Here is a 17,169-nt window from a genome sequence, read left to right on the forward strand (position 1 = left end):
TTTATTATTTAATTAAATCTATAACGTACGCCTAAAGCGATATCTGGACCAAAACTATCTTCTCTAAATTGGTTATCACCACTATTGTTTAAATAGAATTCAGGTCTAATGTCTAATGATAATTGAATTGGTGCTTCATTAAAATTATACTCAATTCCTAAATCTCCAGCAACTAAAGCAAATGCTCCACTGTCGCTAATTCCATTTTTGTCATAACTCCAGCTTCCTAAACCAGCACCAACACCAGCATACCAGTTGAAACCGCCTTCAATGTTCCAAACCCATTGATATAAACCAACTAATTTTAAAGCATCAACATCTTTGCTGTTTCTCCATCCTAAATCAAATTCTAAACGATTGTTAGAACCAATTCCTCTTTGATAAGAAATTTCTCCTCCGAAACCATCATTGTCTCCAATACGTAATCCTAATGCGTTTTTAGAAATGTCCTGAGCTTGTGCGTTAAATGCTAACCCAATTAGCATAAAAGCAGATAAAAATAATTTCTTCATATTAAATGTTTTTACAAATATAGCTAAATCTTTTACAAATTTCATGCCAATTTAGTCAATCATATAAATATCAAGGTGCTCTTTTTGGTTTTGTGAATCTGTTGGAGGTATTCCAAATTCTGACGCAAGATCAGAGTTTATAGTGTATGAAGTGTCTGTATTTACATAAACAACCCCAATTTCATCAGCAGTATAAATAGTTGATACAATTAAATCTTGTGGTGCCAAAACGACTATTGGGATTGTAAAACCTCCAAATGTTTGTTCAGAATTAACAGATACATTAAGCTTAATTTTTGTTGCTTTTACATTATTGTAAGCCTCACCATTAGGTGAAGTAAACGTAGTAAAACTTTCTCCTCCATAACTTTGTAATGAATAGTTAATTGTTAACGGAAATCCATTGAATGTTTCTTGAATAGTTCCTGTTACAGGATTACTGTTTAAAGCTTGATTATTGGATGCATTACTATTAAAAATAACAAAATCATCTAAGGATAAATCAAAATTAATTGGTAAATTTTGACCAGATGCTAAAGACAAATCTCCTGATAATAATAATTTTGAGTCACTTTTTCGCACACCATTATTTCGTAAAGATGATGAATAAAATCCTGTAGCAACATTATCTCTAGTTTGAAATTTTTTATAGGTTTTTGTATTAAAAACAACATCTCCAGAAATATACAAAGAATCACGAGTAAAAGTTCCTTCACTATCAACATCGTAAGTCCAATAATTTCCATCAGTTAAAGGAATTGTAAAATTATCAGCTCCATTTCCGTTTTCATCGTCATTAGAACAAGAAATAAATAATGTAGAGACACATAAAAATGTTAATAATATTGTTTTTTTCATATTTATTTAAGTTAAATTAGTAAGCTAATATAGTATTTTTACTTAATTAATTGAGAATTTTCAATACAATTTTTACTCTTAGTATTTTATCTAAACTATTTTTTAAATTATCATTACATTTGTTAATCTTTATCAATTTAATTAACGTAGTCTTTTGTTATGGCAGGAAATACTTTTGGAAAATTATTAAAATTAACCACTTTTGGAGAATCTCATGGAGAAGCTTTAGGAGGAATTATTGATGGGTGTCCAGCTGGAATTCATTTAGATTTTGATTTTATTCAAGCCGAAATGCAAAGAAGAAAACCTGGTCAATCTTCTATTGTTACACAACGAAAAGAAGAAGACGAAGTACAGTTTCTATCTGGAATTTTTGAAGGCAAAACTACAGGAACTCCAATTGGTTTTATTATTCCAAATACCAATCAAAAGTCAGATGATTATTCGCATATAAAAGACTCGTACCGACCAAGTCATGCCGATTATGTATACGAACAAAAATACGGCATTCGTGATTATCGTGGTGGAGGAAGAAGTTCGGCTCGCGAAACCGCAAGTAGAGTAGTAGGTGGTGCCATTGCAAAGCAAATTATTGCTGAAATTAAAATAAACGCTTTTGTTTCATCTGTAGGCGAAATTTTCATTGATAAACCTTATCAAGATTTAGATTTTTCAAAAATTGAAAGTAACTCAGTTCGTTGTCCAGATTTGGCCACAGCTGAAAAAATGGAAAATCATATAAAAGAAATTAAAAAACAAGGTGATACTGTCGGAGGAACAATTACTTGTGTAATTCAAAATGTGCCAATAGGTTTAGGAGAACCTGTTTTTGATAAATTACATGCCGAATTAGGAAAAGCAATGCTTTCAATAAATGCAGTAAAAGGATTTGAATTTGGTAGCGGATTTTGTGGTGCCAAAATGAAAGGAAGTGAGCACAACGATTCATATAATACTGATGGGACTACAAAAAGTAATCTTTCAGGAGGAATTCAAGGCGGAATCTCAAATGGGATGGATATTTATTTTCGAGTAGCATTTAAACCTGTTGCAACATTGATTCAAAAACAAGAAGTTTTAACGAATCAGGGTGATATTATAGAGCAGCAGGGAAAAGGCCGACATGATCCATGTGTGGTTCCAAGAGCGGTCCCTATCGTAGAGGCTATGGCTGCTTTAGTAATTGCAGATTATTTTTTATTAAATAAAATGTATTCATAAAAAACAATGAATATCTTTATTTAAGATTTAGTTAAAATGTAGATTTATTTTAGAATAAAACGCACAATAAAAATAAAAAACCCTGTAAAATAAATGCTTTACAGGGTTTTTTGTGGAGCAGAGTAGAGGCGTTTCGAACTTTTTTAAGGAAGATCTGAGACAATTATATTTGATATTACTTAAATTACAATGACAACTTCAATTCAAAACTAATTCTTTTTGTTTTGAATTGAAGTTTTTTTATTGCTCTACTATTAATTAAAAATTATGATTTCTGCTAAATTTTGCAGTGATTTTTTATCGACCCTACAATTAATCTGTTTCTTTAAAATCATTAAAGACTATATCTTAATATTCTTTTTTTTTGAACTTAATTAATTTAATATTTTTTTAACTTTTTTTTGAAACATGATTTTTATCATATTAAAGGATGTTTTTGTCTTTTAATTTTGACCTATAAAATGATAGTAACGAAACTATTATTTAAACCAATATTTAAAACTAATTTTTCTACCATGAGTAATTTTATTAAAAAAGTTTTGTTATTATGTGTAGCTTGTGCGGCAAGTATAGCATGTAAACAAAACGGTGACTCAACCACCAATTACGCTGATATTGCAGTTGGTGATCAAATGATTGCAGAACTAACAGCACCTCCATTTGTTCCAAAACCTGTTGGAGATCGTCCTGCTAAAAAATTAATTGTAAACATGGAAATCAAAGAAATCGAAGGAGAAATGGCCGACGGTGTTAAGTATGTTTACTGGACTTTTGGAGGTAGTGTTCCAGGAAGTTTTATTAGAACTAGAGTAGGTGATGAAGTTGAATTTACTTTGAAAAATCACCCAGACAACAAATTGCCTCATAACATCGATTTACATGCCGTTACAGGTCCAGGTGGTGGAGCAGCATCTTCTTTAGTAGCGCCAGGACATGAAAAAACATTTAATTTTAAATGTATTAATCCTGGATTGTATGTGTACCATTGTGCAACAGCTCCTGTGGGAATGCACATTGCAAACGGAATGTATGGTTTAATTTTGGTAGAACCAGAAGGGGGTTTACCTCCAGTAGACAAAGAATACTACGTAATGCAAGGTGATTTTTATACGAAAGGTAAATATGGAGAACCAGGAATGCAACCTTTTGACATGACAAAAGCAGTAGATGAACATGCGGATTACGTAGTCTTTAACGGAAAAGTAGGTGCTTTAACAGGTGATAAAGCTTTAACCGCTAAAGTAGGTGAAACAGTTAGAATTTACATGGGTAATGGTGGTCCAAACTTAGTTTCATCCTTTCACGTTATTGGAGAAATTTTTGATAAAGTACATATAGAAGGTGGTGACATGATCAACAAAAATGTACAAACTACTTTAATTCCTGCTGGTGGTTCAGCTATTGTAGAGTTTAAAGTGGATGTTCCTGGAACATTTATTTTAGTAGACCATTCCATTTTTAGAGCATTTAATAAAGGAGCCTTAGGAATGTTAAAAGTAGAAGGAGCCGAAAATGCTAAAATTTACTCAGGTACTACTCAAGAAGGAATATATCATCCAGAAGGAGGAACCATCCAAAATATGCCAAAAACTGGTAATGGTAAAGAAGTTGTCGTTAATAAAACTTTAAGCCAACAAATGACAGATGGTAAAAACATTTATTCAAGAACTTGTTTTGCATGTCACCAGTCAGAAGGACAAGGTATTCCTGCAGCGTTCCCTCCGCTATCTAAATCAGATTTCTTAAATGCAGATCCAAATAGAGCTATAAGCGCAGTACTTCATGGTTTAAGCGGCGAAATTACAGTGAATGGTAAAAAATTTAATTCAGTAATGACTAGTCAAAACCTTACGGATCAAGAAATTTCAGATGTTTTAACTTATGTATATAATAGTTGGGGAAACAACAAAACCAAAGTAACTCCAGAAATGGTTAAAACGCAGAGAGCAAAACCAGCACCAAAAACAAAAGATATACATTAATATAAAAAAATAAAGAATGGAAGCTCAATTTATTAAACGATTTCACTACTGCCTATTTTTATTATTTTGGGTTTCCATTTCTTTTTCTCAGGTATCCGAAGATATGGTAACCATAGGAGCAGGGAGTTATGTTCCTTTATATGGAACTGCAGATAAAAAACCAGTCTACATCAAATCCTTTTTGTTAGATGTATATCCGGTTACAAATCAAGAATATTTAGAATTCTTAAAAACCAATTCGGCTTACCGAAAATCAAAAATCAAACGTCTTTTTGCCAATACTACTTACTTATATGAATGGAGTGGCGATTTGAATTTCGGTAAATTAAATCCAAATGCGCCTGTTACCAATGTTTCTTGGTTTGCTGCAAAAGAATATTGCGAATGCCAAGGTAAAAGATTAGCAACATTAGATGAATGGGAATATGTAGCCATGGCAGACGAAAAAAGAAAAGATGCTCGTTCACGAGAAGAATTCAATAAATACATCTTGAGTTGGTATGAAAAAAATAAAACTTACAACAATTCCGTAGGGAAAACATTCAAAAATTATTGGGGCGTTTACGATATGCACGGACTAGTTTGGGAATGGACTTTCGATTTTAACAGCATCTTTTTATCAGGAGAATCTAGAAAAGATAAAGATACCGATAAAGATTTGTTCTGCGGAAGTGGTTCTGTCAACGCAACCGATTTAATGAATTATGCCGCTTTTATGCGCTATGCTTTTAGAGGCAGTATAAAAGCGAATTACACTACAAAAAATTTGGGCTTCAGATGTGCCAAAAACATCTCTAATTGAGTTTTCAATTAAAAAAATATGTCATGAAAAAGATAATTTTACTAGTAATTGCCTCTATTTTTATTTTAGGATGCAATTCAAATGAAGAAAAACAAAATATAAAAGATAAACCTATAACCGATTTATCAATTTATAATTTGCCTGAAAAATGGACCAATCAAGACGGAAAAGATATTGAACTGAAAGATTTGAGAGGAAAAGTACTAGTTATGGTGATGATTTATACTTCATGTAAATCAGCTTGTCCAAGATTAGTAGCTGATATGCGAAATATTGAATCTAAAATTCCGGAAGAATACAAAGATAAAGTCCAAATGGTTTTAGTAAGTATCGATCCAACAGTAGATACTCCAAAACGATTAAAAGATTTTTCTATCGAAAATAAAATGACTGGAAATCAATGGGTTTTCTTACGTTCTAATGAAGAAAACACTAGAGAGTTTGCAGCGGTTTTAGCAGTAAATTATAAAAAAATATCTCCAATTGATTTCTCACATTCCAATATAATTAGTGTATTTAATGCGGAAGGTGAATTAGCATTCCAACAAGAAGGTTTAGGAGTTAGTTACGATAAAACGGTTTCAAAAATCAAAGAAGAAGCAGCGAAAGTAGAGTAGTGGCTTCCCCAAAAAAAATCAATAAAAAATGAAACTTCATAATAAAATTCTAGTTGCAGTTGCTTTTGCAATTTCGACAGCAGGTTCTTTTGCTCAAGAGTTAGACGTCAACCTACAAATTAGACCTCGATTTGAATACCGAAACGGATTCAAAGAATTAATGAAAGATGAGTTATATCCAACTTCATTTGTTTCCCAACGCTCGAGGATGAATTTCTTTTACAAACAAGAAAAATTTAAAGCCAATTTATCGTTTCAAAACGTAAGAGTTTGGGGCGATGTAGCCACAACTTCACCATCGGATAAAAATGGAGTGACCCTATTCGAATCTTGGATTTCGTATGATTTCAATACAAACTGGACAGCTAAATTCGGTCGACAAGTGCTTTCTTACGACAATCAAAGAATCATGGGCGGTATCGATTGGTTACAACAAGGGCAAAGTCACGATGCGGTTTTGGTTACAAATAAGAAAAATAAATACCAGTTGGATTTCGGTGCTGCGTTGAATAACAACAACGAAGCTTTATACGAATCCGCTTATGTGACGAATTACAAAAACATGCAGTTTATTTGGTTCAACCAGAAATTTTCAAAACTAAGTTTGAGCTTTTTAGCTCTAAATAATGGATACCAATATGAAAATTTAATCGAAAATAAATTCCAAGTAGCGTATTTACAAACCATCGGAACTTATGGAAAATGGGATACTTCTAAATTCTATGGAGATTTCGGTTTGTATGCTCAAACAGGAGAAGCTGCAGTTACTAATGATAAAGTAGATGTTGGTGCGTATTATGCGGGATTTAATTTGGGATATAAATTTACAGCTCCGTTTAAAGCCGAATTAGGTTTCGAATATTTATCAGGTAAAGATCAAAATGATACCGATACTAAAGTAAAATCATTCACACCATTATTTGGAACCAACCACGGCTTCAATGGTATAATGGATTATTTCTACGTCGGAAATCATAAAAGTTCGGTTGGATTACAAGATTTTTATACCAAATTCATTTACGATAAGAATAAATGGCAAGTAACATTATCGCCACACCTTTTTTATAGTGCTGAATCGGTTTATAACATGACAACTTTAGAAAAACAAGACAATTATTTAGGAACTGAAATTGATGTAACAATATCTTATAAAGTGGATAAAAATTTTCTGATTACTGGTGGTATTTCAAAAATGTTAGCTAGTGATACTATGGAAGTCTTAAAAGGAGGGAATAACAGCAATTGCAACAATTGGGCTTGGGTAATGGTATCATTTAATCCGCAATTGTTTACATATAAAAAATAGGTTAATTAATTATAAATAGGGTTATTGTTAATTAAAAAAGGACTGCTAATATAAAATTTAGCAGTCCTTTTACTTTAAAAAGAGTCGCCATGTAATTATGACGACTCCGTTTAAAGAACCTAATTAACTAATAAAACTTATCTTGTAAAACAACGGCACTTGGAAACAAAATATTATTTTCTAAATGAATGTGCGCATGTAAATCTGCTTCAAATTCTTGTAACATTTGGTACGTTACTTTGTACGTGTTACAAGCATCTGTAGGCGGTGTATAATTGTTTGATAATTCTACAATTTTTTCAAATCGTTCACCTTCATTTTCATGTTCTTCCATCATCATTGCAATTGGGTTGGCTACAGAACCAAATCCAGGAATATTTATAGGTGAATTATTTCTATTGGCTTCCACCATTTTTTTGATGAATGGAAATAAAATTAACTCTTCTTTTTTCATGTGTTGCGTTAATTCATCAGCACTTCTTTTGAATAATTTTTTAATTTCAAAAAGTTCTGGATGTTGTGCACCATGTACTTGCTCTAGCTTAATTAAAAACGAAAGCAATTGCGGGATTTTGTCTTCCACATAACGATGGTGTTTTTTTTCAATATAATCAATCAATAAATCCAGTTCCCAAGATTTAAAATCAATACCTTGATTATTGTTGTTAGATGTTACTCTTTCTAATTCATCTAAAAGAGCAAATTTATCTATTCCTTTTTTTGCACATACTTCATCAATAGTTCGGTTCCCTTTACAACAAAAATCGATACCTAATTGGCTAAAAACACCAGCAGTTCTATAATCATCTGCTACTATTGTGCCTACTGTTTTGTTTGAATCTATAACCATGTTTCTATATTTAATTTAATAAAAGACAAATTTATCTTTAATGTATTTTTTATTGTATGATTCTAATCATATTTAATGACTTTTTTTGTTGGTTATTTTGCTATATAATTAAAAAGGATAAAAATATCTTTAATTATAAATTATTCTTAACTAATATCTAAAATATGTTATCAAAATCACAAGCACGAGCATTTTTTTTAGGTGGAACAGTAGTTACCTTTTTAGTCTTTATTGGATTAACTATCTATTCGTTCATGCCTAAAAATGATCAAACTTATCATGATAAGATTGATGCAAAAGTTATTCGAGGAAAAGAAATTTGGGAATCGAATAATTGTATGGGTTGTCATACCATACTTGGTGAAGGAGCGTATTATGCTCCAGAACTTACCAAGGTAATTGAAAGAAGAGGAGAAGGCTACGTAAAAGCGGTCTTACAATCTCCAGTTCCTTGGGGGCCAAAAGGCAGAAAAATGGTCAAATACGAAATGAATGATGCCGATGCAGAAGCGATGGTCGCTTACTTTAAATGGATTGGCAACATTGATTTGAATGGTTTTGATCGAGTGGTTTCTCCTTTAGCTAAAGACAAAAAATAATCCAAAATATAGAGTTATGAAATATAAATCACAAAAAGTAGCGTATTGGTTCTTTGGATTATGCATGTTATTATTTGCATTACAAATTATCTATGGTTTTATTATGGGCTTTGCCCGAATCGGAATGGATGGTCTTCACGATTTTATTCCATTCAATACTGCGAGAGCCGTTCACACTAATTTATTAGTAGTTTGGTTATTAACTGGTTTCATGGGAGCGGCATATTATATTATTCCTGAAGAAGCGCAACGAGAATTAGTTAATGTGAAATTGGCATATGTACAGTTGATTTCCTTAGCAGTTGTTGGAGTTTTAGCTATCGTTGGGTATCACTTTAATATTTGGGAAGGCCGAAAATTCCTCGAAATTCCAAGAGAATTAGATATTTTGGTTGTTATCAATGTTTTACTGTTCTTAGGTTTAATTTTAACCACTTTATACAAAGCTGAACGCAGAACTACAACCGCTTTAGTTTTAACAATGGGATTGGTTTTTGCAGCATTGTTATATTTACCTGGTATGATTTGGTTCGATAGTCAAGTTACCGATTCATTCTTCCGTTGGTGGGTAGTCCATTTATGGGTTGAAGGAGTTTGGGAACTAATCATGGGAGGTATTTTATCGTACTTATTAATCAAACTTACTGGTGTTGATAGAGAAGTTATTGAAAAATGGTTATATGTAATTGTAGGATTAACGTTCCTTTCAGGTTTATTAGGAACAGGTCATCATTATTATTATATAGGAGTTAATAAAATTTGGTTAATCGTAGGTGGAATTTTCTCAGCATTAGAACCATTAGCGTTCTTAGCGATGGCATTATTCGCAGTGTACATGTATAGAAAAGGTGAAAAATCACATCCAAACAAAATTGCTTTATTCTGGACAATCGGCGCTTCTATTGTATCTTTTGTAGGAGCTGGGTTATTAGGTTTTGCACATACATTACCACAAACGAATCTTTACACACACGGAACATTAGTAACGGCCATGCACGGTCACTACGCATTCTGGGGTGCTTATGCTATGATTGTTTTAGCAATAATCAGCTATGCGTTGCCCAATTTAACAGGAAGAAAACGTTACAACAATACAAGTGGTCATATGGCTTTTTGGTTGTCAAATGTGGGAATGTTAGGAATGACGGTAGCTTTTGGAGTTGCTGGTGTTGCTCAAGTATATTTAGAACGTAAAATGAAATTAGATTTCATGGATGTTCAAAATGAAATTGCAATTCACTTCGTAGTGTTACTGCTTTGTGCAACCCTTTTTACAACAGGAATTACATTATTCATTATTGAGTTTATCAAATATGGTAAACCCACAGATGAAGCACTTGTAAAAGAAGAATAGTTATTAATTATTTTGGTTAGAAATTTAAAATTAATAGCTAACCGAGACCAAGTGCCTAGAGTTGTCGCTGCCAGCATTTGGTTTCGGTTTTTTTTAAAATAAATTGTCATGATAGTAGCAGAAAAAACAATATTTTATAAAGCAGTAGGTTCAGAAATTGAAGTTTTCAATCAGATTAACCAATTGCAATTGCCTTTATTATTAAAAGGGCCAACAGGTTCCGGAAAGTCGCGTTTTATCGAATACATGGCGAATGAATTGAATAAAACATTAGTTACTGTAAGTTGCCACGAAGAAACTTCAGCAACCGATTTAATTGGGCGTTTCATTATCAAAGGAGCCGAAACCATTTGGATTGATGGACCTTTATCCATAGCCGTAAAAAACGGATATATTTTATATCTAGATGAAGTTGCCGAAGCACGACCAGATGTCATCGTAGCCATTCACTCCTTAACCGATCATAGAAGAGAACTTTTTATTGATAAGTTAGGAGAAACCATTAAAGCTCATCCTGATTTTCTTTTGGTAGCTTCCTTTAATCCTGGCTACCAAAAAGGATTTAAAGAATTAAAACCATCAACTCGTCAAAGATTTGTAGCACTTTCATTCGATTATCCTAATCCAAAAGTTGAAACAGAAATTTTAATTAACGAAACAGGAATTGAAGCTGATATTGCTCAAAAGTTAGTTACTATAGGAACTAAAATTAGAAATCTTACTGAATTAGGTTTAACCGAAACTGTTTCTACCCGATTATTAGTTGACGCTGCCAAACTTATCAATAACGGATTACCAAAACGACTAGCTGTTCACGTAGCAGTGGTAGAACCTTTGACAGACGAAACAGAAACCATTGAAGCTTTGAAAGATTTATGTGACTTAATGATTTAAAAGAATTGAAAAAATGGGTTTTGAATTAGATGAGATTATTTATAAAAAAGTACTCAAATACTTTAAAAATAAACGACTAAATGATGTTGAAACTCTTAGTCGCCAAATCAATTTGTCCGATATTAAACCAAGATTAACTCTTTTTGCAAGAGCCATATTTGGTGCGCCAATCGAAATTTTTCCAGCCGAACGCGAAGGTGGGTATAAAAACAAAAACTTCTTTCTTCCAATAAATTTTTCGCTATTTCCAACAAAAGAAGAAAACCTGAAATTTTATTTTTTCAGAACGGTGTATTTGAGTGTTCAAAAACAATTGAATTTGAATTGGGATAACCTAGACAATTCACCTGAACTTTCTTTGGAAAAAGCTACAGAAACCGCACCATTGGTTTTAGAAAAAATGTTTCAGGATTATCCATCCATGCAAGAGTTTTATTATGATGCGGTGTCAAAATTACCCATCAATAAAAAAGACCAAACCATTGATTATTCTTGGCTGTATGGAAAATGGATGAAAAATACGCCCGAAATTGAAGATGAAAATGTGTTACTAAATTTTGATGACAATACTAAGAAAATTCAAAATAACGTCGTAGCCGAAACCACACTTCATGCCAAAGCTGTAGAAGAAATCGAATCGCTAACTATCGACAAAAAACAACAAGAAGATTATGTGTTAATGCACAGTTTCGAGAAAATTGAAACTGCAGAAGAATTCAACGGAAATTGGCGCGATTTTGATGGTGCCGATGATTTAGAACAACATCAAGAAGCGTTGGAAGAGATGAATATGAAGTTTACCGTTCGTGTAGACGATATGGTGCATTCCGTTTATCAGGCTGACTTTGTCGAAAATACTTCCATAGCCGAAAGTGCTGAGGTAGATGAAAAAGGCTTCCATTTAAAATATAACGAATGGGATTTCAAAAAACGAAATTACTTAACAAACTTCTGTAAAGTATATCCGAAAACCCAACTTAAAACTCACGCAACTTATTATAAAAACACGATGGCAAAGTACAAAACCACTTTAAATGGTTTACGAAAAATGCTTACTAGCGTGAATAATAAAATGCAACAACAACGAAGACAATTACAAGGTGACGCTTTCGATTTAGACGCGTTAACCGATTTATATACCGATATTCATTCTGGAAAATCGCCAGACGAACGCATTTATTTATCCCAAAGAAAGAAAAATAAAGAAATTGCTATTTTGGTTTTGTTAGACATTAGTCTTTCAAGCGATGGTTATGCCGCTGGAAATCGGGTGATTGATGTAGAAAAAGAAGTTTCCATTTTATTTGGTGAAATTTTACATGAGTTCGACATCGATTTTGCGATTGACGGATTTTATTCCAAAACCAGAAATTTCACAACCTATTTAACTTTGAAAGATTTCAACGAAAGTTGGGACAAAGCCAAACATAAAATAGGCGCAGTTGAACCTAATGGCTACACTCGAATTGGTCCCGCTTTACGTCATGCAGGAGCACGAATGGATCAATTGGATGCCAAAAATAAATGGATTATCGTTCTTTCCGATGGAAAACCAAACGATTACGATAAATACGAAGGTCAACACGGTATTCAAGACATCAAACAAGCATTACGAGAACTAAACGAGCGAAAAATTAATTCGTACGCCTTAGCCATCGAAGCGCAAGCCAAATATTATTTACCGCAAATGTTCGGTCAAAATCATTATCAAATATTAACATCTCCTGAAGCTTTGCTGAAATCATTGGTAAAACTTTATGAGAAAATCAAACATCAATAAAATGTCAACATCAGAAACACATACAAACGTGATTGAAGGACATCCCATTCATACTTATTTCGTAGAAACCGATTTAATACATCAATTATTAGAAGAATTAAATACTATTAATCCAAAAGAAGAATTTCAGAAATTCTATAATGTTTTTAATCATTTAGCAACAGTTGAAAAACGTTTTGAACGAAAAGAAAATCAATTATTTCCGTTCTTAGAACAAAAAGGTTGGAGAGGACCATCGCGTAATATGTGGTCGTTTCATGATACGATTAGAGAAATGTTTCGCATTGTTAGAAAAAATTTGGAAGACCAAGATTTTACTTCAGCCAAACACAATACCAATTTAATATCTCAAAATTTATATCGTTTATTGGAGGTAGAAGAAAATGTTTTGTTTCCGAATGCGTTGGATTTATTATCAGAAGAAGATTGGATTAAAATGCGAAAAGGAGAAGAAGAAATTGGTTGGATGTTAGCCGAAACACCTCCAAAATTCCCTAAAGAATCGGAATACATTCATCCATCACAAGATACGGAACGAAGAGCGGATGTTGTTTTCAACGAAAATGCAGCGCATTATGATGAAGGCTTCATGACAATTGAACAAGTAAATCTACTTTTCAAAACGTTACCTATCGATTTAACTTATGTTGATGAAAACGATAAAGTGATTTTCTACAATCGAGGTGAAGAACGTGTTTTCCCAAGAAGTGCTGGAATTATTGGTAGAGAAGTTCGTTTTTGTCATCCGCCTAAAAGTGTGGATACCGTTTTGCAAATTTTAGAAGCGTTTAGAAAAGGCGAACAAAACGAAGCTTCTTTCTGGATTAACTACAAAGAACGTCTGATTTACATTCGCTATTTCGCAGTTAGAGATACTCAAAAACGATATAAAGGCGTAATCGAAATGTCGCAAGATATTACCGATATCAAGCAAATTGATGGCGAAAAACGATTGTTAGAATGGAAATAATTAATTAGAAAATTATGAGAATTATAGATACCATTTTATTCAGCATTTTTATCCTTTTTATTTTTTCTTGTGAAACAATAGAACATTATCATGCACCTAAAACAGCGGATGAAGCAGTAAAAGAATTGATAGAAGGAAACGAGCGATTTGTAAACAATAAATTGATGCATCATGATTTTATTGATGAAGCACACCATTCAGAAAAAGACCAACATCCGCACACTTTTGTGTTGTCTTGTATCGATTCGCGTGTACCGCCCGAAATTGTTTTTGATCAAGGAATTGGAAATTTATTTGTAGCACGTGTTGCTGGAAATATCGAAGACGACAATATTTTAGGAAGCATGGAATATGCTGTTCAGGTAAAAGGAACCAAATTATTGGTTGTGTTAGGACATTCCAATTGTGGTGCGGTTCAAGGGGCAATCGATAATGTGAATTTGGGACATCTTACACAGTTAACCAATCAAATTAAAGTAGCTTTTAGCCATCATAGAACGTATCCATTACCTGAACATTAATCCAATGAAGCGGGACGATTAAACGTACTTTCAACCATAGATCATATTTTGTCATCAAGTCAAATTATTAGAGAATTGGTCAACAAGAAAAAAATCAAAATAGTAGGAACTTTTTACGATTTACACACTGGAAAAGTCGAATTATTACAATCATGAACAATACAAAATCAATATATTATCCACCAGGAGGCATTTTAATCTGGATAATCATTTATCTAGAACTCATCACTTTTGGAATGGCTATTTTAGCTTTGGCTTATTACGGTTCAGAAGAACGTGAATTGTTTCACAATAGTAGTTTAAAACTGAATAAAACAATTGGAACTATAAATACGATTCTGTTGTTAACCAGCGGATTTTTTGTTGCCAAAGGAATTCACTTTTTTAAAGCATCCAATGTCAAAAAAACAGTATCCTATTTCAATTGGGCAATGGTTGGAGGTTTCGGATTTCTAGTTTTAAAATCAATAGAATATTATGAAAAATTAGCTGTTGGCTTAGATATGGATTACAATTCGTTTTTCACTTTTTATTGGTTGTTAACGGGTTTTCATTTTATACATGTTATCGTGGGATTGGTAATTTTAATAATAATTACGTTTTCCATCAGAAAAAAACAAACAGAAGCATCCTTTGAAGATATCGAAGCCAGTGCCAGTTTTTGGCACATGTGCGATTTAATTTGGTTGCTTTTATTCCCAGTACTTTATTTACTTTTTTAAATGATAGATTATGAAAGACACTATTTCTTCTACGTTTATTTTGTTGTTAGCACTTACCGTAATCGCAGCTTTTTTAGCATTAAATGTAAGTGCAGAAATTATGGCAATAACAGTTGTAAGTTTAGCTTTAATTAAGTTTTGGTTGGTGGCTTTTCAGTTTATGGAATTAAAAAAAGCGCATCCTTTTTGGAAATATTTGATATTAGGTTTTGGTGGTTTAATGGGAATCATTTTAGTGATTTTACTCTAAACTCTTCCAATTTTCAAAGCATGATAATAATCATATATTAATCTGAAGGATTGTACTTTATTTGTCAATATTTATTTCGTTAAGAAATAAATCGAACTCAAAAATAACCAAGAAAACAATATGACTTTACAAAAAAACGTACACACTTTTCACATTCCCGTTATGGGATTGGCTTTCACTATTGATAGTCCAATGCGAGTGGCGCAATACGGAATTGATTCTGTAATTTCTATTATGGATGACGATTTGATTGAAAAAATGACCGCTTTTTACGCTGAAAAATTCAAACATCCTTACGAAGAAATATCACAAAAGGTAGAAGATTTTAGAGCAAAGCGAATTACTAATTATCTGAATTTATTAGATAAAGTGGTGACTCAAAAATTCGAATCATTCAAATCAGAATTGATAGAAAAAAGAACACAATTAGAAGATTTTATCACCATTTTACCTTCAAGTTCTGAATTAAAATTGCAATTGGAACAAGTAATAGCGTCTGGAAAAAACAATATGATGGAGTTGAAAACTATTCTAGACCATCATTTTGCACCTGGAAGTATCGATGTGAATATCATGACAAAAATTGATAAAGATAACTTTATTGATGACGAACAATTGCCAGTAATCTATAACGATGCTCATGCCGCTTTGAGAGGTTTTGTAAACAGTACAACAAATTCATCAGTAATCTTTTCTGCTGGAATGAATCCAAGATTATACGGTTACATGGAATCTTTTAACGAATTTTATCCCGATACCAACGGACAATTTCAAAAGAGAATTGTTCTAAAAGTAAGCGATTTTCGTTCGGCAATGATTCAAGGAAATTTTCTAGCTAAAAAAGGACTTTGGGTTTCTGAATATCGTATCGAATCAGGACTAAATTGTGGCGGACACGCTTTTGCTACCGACGGATTTTTATTAGGTCCAATTCTAGAAGAATTTAAAAATAAAAAAGATGAATTGATTCAATCAGCTTATTCGCTATTTACAAATGCTTTAGCATCAAAAAATAAAGAAGTTCCAAACGAACCACCCGTTTTAAAAATAACAGTTCAAGGTGGAGTAGGAACAGCAGAAGAACACCAGTTTTTATTAGACCATTATCAAGTGGATGCGGTAGGATGGGGTTCTCCATTTCTTCTAGTACCAGAAGCTACTTCAGTTGATATAGAAACACGAAAATTATTGGCCAATGCCAAAGAAGAAGATTTGTATTTGAGTAACATTTCGCCTTTAGGAGTTCCGTTCAATACCATCAAAGGAACAACCAATGACTTTTTTAAAAGCCAACGTATTGCGTCTGGAAAAGCCGGAAGTTCGTGTCCTAAGAAATATTTAGCATTAAGTAAAGAATATAAAAAAGAAGGAAGTTGTACAGCATCTAAAAAACATCAAGATAAGAAAATTGAAGAATTAGAAGAAAAACGTAACTCGATTTCTTATGAAGCATATATGAAAGAATATACAGCCATTACCGAAAAATCATGTTTGTGCGTTGGATTAGCAAATGCAAGTCATTTAGAGCTTGGAATTCCAATTAAAGGACAGTCTCAAGGCGTTGTGGTTTGTCCTGGACCTAATATGGCATATTTTTCAAATGAAGTGTCTCTAAAAGAGATGATTCAGCACATCTATGGAAAAAATAAAATTGAAAATCACACAAATAGACCCAATATGTTTATTAAGGAATTAGGCTTATATGTTTCCTATTTAACTAACCAAATTAATGAGGCTTTGGAAATAACGCCTCAACAGATTAAAAAATGGGAAACGTTTAAAATCAATCTTTTAAATGGAATTTCATATTACAAATCGTTTTTTGAAAACAGTTCTTATTTTCAAGGTAACAACCAAGTAATAAGAAAAGAAATGCTAAAAATGGAATCCCAACTAACAAGTTTAGAATTTAATACAATACCCGCTTAATT

The 17,169-nt window shown here is 32.5% G+C and carries 16 protein-coding genes and 1 pseudogene; 14 read left to right on the forward strand and 3 right to left on the reverse strand.

The genetic code is table 11. The features are described 5' to 3' along the window. Window positions 1-8 precede the first annotated feature (8 nt). Together AAEO58_RS09750 and AAEO58_RS09755 are read right to left on the reverse strand one after the other, a co-directional pair. Window positions 9-512, reverse strand: coding sequence for an outer membrane protein (locus AAEO58_RS09750; protein WP_341683229.1), 504 nt, complete (start codon window positions 510-512; stop codon window positions 9-11). Between the two features lie 51 nt (window positions 513-563). After that, the gene (locus AAEO58_RS09755; protein WP_341683230.1) at window positions 564-1,370 is read right to left on the reverse strand and encodes a hypothetical protein; all 807 of its coding nucleotides are present in this window, start codon (window positions 1,368-1,370) and stop codon (window positions 564-566) included. 159 nt (window positions 1,371-1,529) lie between these two features. On the opposite strand from AAEO58_RS09755, the gene aroC reads away from it, so the two are divergent. The 5 genes from aroC (at window position 1,530) to AAEO58_RS09780 (ending at window position 7,298) form a co-directional block, all read left to right on the forward strand. Continuing rightward, window positions 1,530-2,591, forward strand: coding sequence for a chorismate synthase (gene aroC / locus AAEO58_RS09760; RefSeq protein WP_133606742.1), 1,062 nt, complete (start codon window positions 1,530-1,532; stop codon window positions 2,589-2,591). Window positions 2,592-3,106: 515 nt separating this feature from the next. Continuing rightward, complete coding sequence (gene nirK, locus AAEO58_RS09765) at window positions 3,107-4,573, forward strand: copper-containing nitrite reductase (protein WP_341683231.1); 1,467 nt, start codon at window positions 3,107-3,109, stop codon at window positions 4,571-4,573. Between the two features lie 16 nt (window positions 4,574-4,589). Further along, window positions 4,590-5,375 (forward strand): formylglycine-generating enzyme family protein, encoded by a 786-nt coding sequence (locus AAEO58_RS09770; protein WP_341683232.1) that lies wholly within the window; start codon window positions 4,590-4,592, stop codon window positions 5,373-5,375. Window positions 5,376-5,398: 23 nt separating this feature from the next. Beyond that, entirely contained in the window at window positions 5,399-5,992 is a 594-nt protein-coding gene (locus AAEO58_RS09775; RefSeq protein WP_264369731.1) for an SCO family protein, read from the forward strand. Window positions 5,993-6,020: 28 nt separating this feature from the next. Continuing rightward, entirely contained in the window at window positions 6,021-7,298 is a 1,278-nt protein-coding gene (locus AAEO58_RS09780) for an alginate export family protein (protein WP_341683233.1), read from the forward strand. Between the two features lie 127 nt (window positions 7,299-7,425). Here AAEO58_RS09780 and ric read toward each other — a convergent pair whose 3' ends face one another. After that, window positions 7,426-8,148 (reverse strand): iron-sulfur cluster repair di-iron protein, encoded by a 723-nt coding sequence (gene ric, locus AAEO58_RS09785; RefSeq protein WP_341683234.1) that lies wholly within the window; start codon window positions 8,146-8,148, stop codon window positions 7,426-7,428. 164 nt (window positions 8,149-8,312) lie between these two features. On the opposite strand from ric, the gene AAEO58_RS09790 reads away from it, so the two are divergent. From AAEO58_RS09790 to AAEO58_RS09830, 9 genes and pseudogenes are all read left to right on the forward strand, one after another. Continuing rightward, complete coding sequence (locus AAEO58_RS09790; RefSeq protein ID WP_291138420.1) at window positions 8,313-8,747, forward strand: c-type cytochrome; 435 nt, start codon at window positions 8,313-8,315, stop codon at window positions 8,745-8,747. A gap of 16 nt (window positions 8,748-8,763) precedes the next feature. Further along, window positions 8,764-10,101, forward strand: coding sequence for a cbb3-type cytochrome c oxidase subunit I (locus AAEO58_RS09795; protein WP_341683235.1), 1,338 nt, complete (start codon window positions 8,764-8,766; stop codon window positions 10,099-10,101). A gap of 108 nt (window positions 10,102-10,209) precedes the next feature. Next, complete coding sequence (locus AAEO58_RS09800; protein ID WP_341683236.1) at window positions 10,210-10,995, forward strand: CbbQ/NirQ/NorQ/GpvN family protein; 786 nt, start codon at window positions 10,210-10,212, stop codon at window positions 10,993-10,995. Window positions 10,996-11,008: 13 nt separating this feature from the next. Next, window positions 11,009-12,775 (forward strand): nitric oxide reductase activation protein NorD, encoded by a 1,767-nt coding sequence (locus AAEO58_RS09805; RefSeq protein WP_341683237.1) that lies wholly within the window; start codon window positions 11,009-11,011, stop codon window positions 12,773-12,775. A gap of 1 nt (window position 12,776) precedes the next feature. Further along, on the forward strand, window positions 12,777-13,745 hold the full coding sequence (locus tag AAEO58_RS09810) for a DUF438 domain-containing protein (protein ID WP_341683238.1): 969 nt from the start codon (window positions 12,777-12,779) through the stop codon (window positions 13,743-13,745). Window positions 13,746-13,909: 164 nt separating this feature from the next. Continuing rightward, window positions 13,910-14,422: pseudogene (locus AAEO58_RS09815) on the forward strand (carbonic anhydrase). Continuing rightward, window positions 14,419-14,988, forward strand: a complete 570-nt coding sequence (locus tag AAEO58_RS09820) for a cytochrome c oxidase subunit 3 (RefSeq protein ID WP_341683239.1) — start codon at window positions 14,419-14,421, stop codon at window positions 14,986-14,988. The pseudogene AAEO58_RS09815 and the gene AAEO58_RS09820 overlap by 4 nt, the downstream one beginning before the upstream one ends. 10 nt (window positions 14,989-14,998) lie before the next feature. Continuing rightward, the gene (locus tag AAEO58_RS09825; RefSeq protein WP_264369722.1) at window positions 14,999-15,238 is read left to right on the forward strand and encodes a cytochrome C oxidase subunit IV family protein; all 240 of its coding nucleotides are present in this window, start codon (window positions 14,999-15,001) and stop codon (window positions 15,236-15,238) included. A gap of 120 nt (window positions 15,239-15,358) precedes the next feature. Further along, window positions 15,359-17,167: a hypothetical protein gene (locus AAEO58_RS09830; protein WP_341683240.1), complete on the forward strand. Its 1,809-nt coding sequence runs from the start codon at window positions 15,359-15,361 to the stop codon at window positions 17,165-17,167. The last annotated feature ends 2 nt before the right edge of the window (window positions 17,168-17,169 follow it).

The organism is Flavobacterium helocola, from assembly GCF_038289885.1.
Taxonomy (GTDB): Bacteria; Bacteroidota; Bacteroidia; order Flavobacteriales; family Flavobacteriaceae; genus Flavobacterium; species Flavobacterium cheniae.

Bases quoted from the DNA above. Each gene is read 5' to 3' on its own strand.
- ric (WP_341683234.1), bottom strand. From the start codon at position 8,148: ATGGTTATAGATTCAAACAAAACAGTAGGCACAATAGTAGCAGATGAT.
- AAEO58_RS09805 (WP_341683237.1), top strand. From the start codon at position 11,009: ATGGGTTTTGAATTAGATGAGATTATTTATAAAAAAGTACTCAAATAC.
- AAEO58_RS09795 (WP_341683235.1), top strand. From the start codon at position 8,764: ATGAAATATAAATCACAAAAAGTAGCGTATTGGTTCTTTGGATTATGC.
- AAEO58_RS09780 (WP_341683233.1), top strand. From the start codon at position 6,021: ATGAAACTTCATAATAAAATTCTAGTTGCAGTTGCTTTTGCAATTTCG.
- AAEO58_RS09810 (WP_341683238.1), top strand. From the start codon at position 12,777: ATGTCAACATCAGAAACACATACAAACGTGATTGAAGGACATCCCATT.
- AAEO58_RS09770 (WP_341683232.1), top strand. From the start codon at position 4,590: ATGGAAGCTCAATTTATTAAACGATTTCACTACTGCCTATTTTTATTA.
- AAEO58_RS09750 (WP_341683229.1), bottom strand. From the start codon at position 512: ATGAAGAAATTATTTTTATCTGCTTTTATGCTAATTGGGTTAGCATTT.
- AAEO58_RS09755 (WP_341683230.1), bottom strand. From the start codon at position 1,370: ATGAAAAAAACAATATTATTAACATTTTTATGTGTCTCTACATTATTT.
- AAEO58_RS09775 (WP_264369731.1), top strand. From the start codon at position 5,399: ATGAAAAAGATAATTTTACTAGTAATTGCCTCTATTTTTATTTTAGGA.
- nirK (WP_341683231.1), top strand. From the start codon at position 3,107: ATGAGTAATTTTATTAAAAAAGTTTTGTTATTATGTGTAGCTTGTGCG.
- AAEO58_RS09820 (WP_341683239.1), top strand. From the start codon at position 14,419: ATGAACAATACAAAATCAATATATTATCCACCAGGAGGCATTTTAATC.
- AAEO58_RS09790 (WP_291138420.1), top strand. From the start codon at position 8,313: ATGTTATCAAAATCACAAGCACGAGCATTTTTTTTAGGTGGAACAGTA.
- AAEO58_RS09800 (WP_341683236.1), top strand. From the start codon at position 10,210: ATGATAGTAGCAGAAAAAACAATATTTTATAAAGCAGTAGGTTCAGAA.
- AAEO58_RS09830 (WP_341683240.1), top strand. From the start codon at position 15,359: ATGACTTTACAAAAAAACGTACACACTTTTCACATTCCCGTTATGGGA.
- AAEO58_RS09825 (WP_264369722.1), top strand. From the start codon at position 14,999: ATGAAAGACACTATTTCTTCTACGTTTATTTTGTTGTTAGCACTTACC.
- aroC (WP_133606742.1), top strand. From the start codon at position 1,530: ATGGCAGGAAATACTTTTGGAAAATTATTAAAATTAACCACTTTTGGA.